The following is a 2,536-nucleotide window of genomic DNA, read 5'->3' as shown; positions in this document are numbered from 1 at the left end:
AGTAGAGTTTGTATCTCCTGCCGGTTACGAGCCGACGCCATCCGACCAGGGTGACGATGCTACCGACAGCGATGCCGACGAAACCACCGGCCAGAGCGATCCGATCGTTCTTGCGTCCGGAGAGAACAACCCAACCATCGACGCTGGTTTTTACGGAACTGCTTCTATCGGTGACTTCGTCTTCGAGGATTTGAATGCTAACGGCATTCAGGATCTCGGAGAACCAGGAATTCCTGGTGTGCCGGTAGCTCTTCTGGATGAGACAAATAATGTAGTTCTGGATGTCGACGGAGTGCCTCAGACAGCTGTCACTGACGAAAACGGTGAATACCTGTTTGATAACTTGGTCCCAGGAACATATACTGTTCAATTTGGTACGCCTGATGGTTTTGAGCCAACGGCTCAGAACGAAACAGGCTCAACTGAGCAAAACGATTCTGATGCAGATGTGACTACAGGTACTTCAGATCCTGTAACAATCGCTTCAGGTGATGTTAATCTGGATGTGGATGCTGGTTTCTACCAACTTGCTTCACTCGGTGATTATGTATGGGAAGACACCAATGGAAATGGAATTAATGATGAGCCGGGAAGTGCAGGTATTGATGGAGTAACCGTCAACCTCTTGGACGAAAACGGCATGATCGTTAGCACCACAACTACTATGAACGGAGGCTTCTACGAGTTCACCGAACTTGTACCCGGTACTTACAGCGTACAATTCGAAATTCTGCCAAACTACCTCTTTACTACTCCTGATGCAGTAGGTAGCGACGAGACCAATGACAGTGATGCTGATATCAATGGTAATACCGCTCAGGTTACTCTGATCAGTGGTCAGAACTACCCAGATCTTGATGCTGGCGTTCAGCGTAACGCTGAGATTTCCCTTGATAAAGAATTCGTCAGCGCTATTCCTAATACAGATGGTACTTACGATGTTACTTATACCATCGTTGTTACCAATACTGGCGGTATCGGAACATACTCACTGACTGATACTCCTGCTTTCGACAATGATGTAACCATTAATAGTGGTGAATTCAGCGGCGCTGACGCAGGTGCATTGGCAGTTACAGGTGCTAGTACTATCGCCATTGATCGGATGATTGCTGCTGATGCGACCGAAACCTACACACTAGTGTACAATGTTACTCTTGATCTTGAGCCAGGCTCAACAGATGGTGGTGACAATGTTTACACTGAATGTGAAGGTGGAAGCTCTGAAGGTTTAACCGGAACTCCTGGTACCGGACTTTACAACCGGGCTGATATTGATGTCAATGGTGACGGAACTCCTGACCTGAGCGATGACGATTGCGGTGACCTTCCGCTTTTCGATCTTTCTCTTACCAAGGAGGTAACCTCTGGCTCTACTTACACCCAGGGTAGCAATGTGACCTACTCTGTAGCTGTAACCAACGAGGGGGATATTGATGCAGCTAATGTCGCTGTAACTGACCTCCCTCAAGCTGGTCTTGTTTTCCAAAGCATTACACCACAGGGCGGTATCGTTTCTACCGGTAACGGTAGCTTTACTGTCGCAAGTATTCCTGCTGGTTCTACCATTACTGTGGAACTGACCTACCAGGTTAGTGAATCTTTCCAGGGAACTACTCTGAACAATGCAGCTGAAATTACCGCAGACGGTCCTTTCGATGACATTGACTCGGATCCTACTACTGGCCCTGATGTCGATGAAGACGGTGACGGTAATGGCGATGATGATGATGAAGACAATGTCAACATTGAAATCAACCAAAATTATGATTTGGAACTTGCTAAAACTGTTACTTCTGTCGGACCATATGTTCAGGGAAGTACGGTAAGCTTTGATATCGTAGTTACAAATACCGGTAGCCTCAACGCTAATAATGTTGTTGTTGAAGACCGCGCACCAGTTGGTCTGACCTTCGCTTCTGTGAGCGGTAACGTAACCGACAACGGTGACGGCACCTTCACGGTGAACGAGCAGATCGACCAGGACGGTGACACTTTCACCTTCAACGTATCCTACACGATCGACGCAGACTTCCAGGGCACGAGCCTGACGAACGTAGCGGAGATCGTTGGTGACGACGAAGACCAGACGGACGAAGACTCTACTCCTGACAACGACGTACCAACGGAGGACGATCAGGACGACGAGGAAATCACCGTCGATCAGGTTTACGACCTTGAGCTTGCCAAGACAGTAACTTCTGTTGGTCCTTACATTCAGGGCTCTACAGTAAGCTTCGACATCACGGTTACCAACACCGGTAGCATTGATGCCAACGGCGTAATCGTTGAAGACCGCGCACCTGCTGGTCTGACCTTCGCTTCTGTGAGCGGTAACGTAACCGACAACGGTGACGGCACCTTCACGGTGAACGAGCAGATCGACCAGGACGGTGATACTTTCACCTTCAACGTATCGTACACGATCGACGCAGACTTCCAGGGCACAAGCCTGACGAACGTAGCTGAGATCGTTGGCGATGACGAAGACCAGACGGACGAAGACTCTACTCCTGACAACGACGTACCAACGGAA

Annotated in this window: 1 pseudogene; it reads left to right on the top strand. The window is 48.9% G+C overall.

Annotated features, from left to right (window positions below):
- Positions 1-2,536, top strand: a pseudogene (locus FUA23_RS23210) (SdrD B-like domain-containing protein); the annotation flags it as partial.

This window comes from Neolewinella aurantiaca, assembly GCF_008014675.1.
Lineage (GTDB): Bacteria > Bacteroidota > Bacteroidia > Chitinophagales > Saprospiraceae > Neolewinella > Neolewinella aurantiaca.
This window is presented reverse-complemented; position numbering and strand designations above follow the sequence as displayed.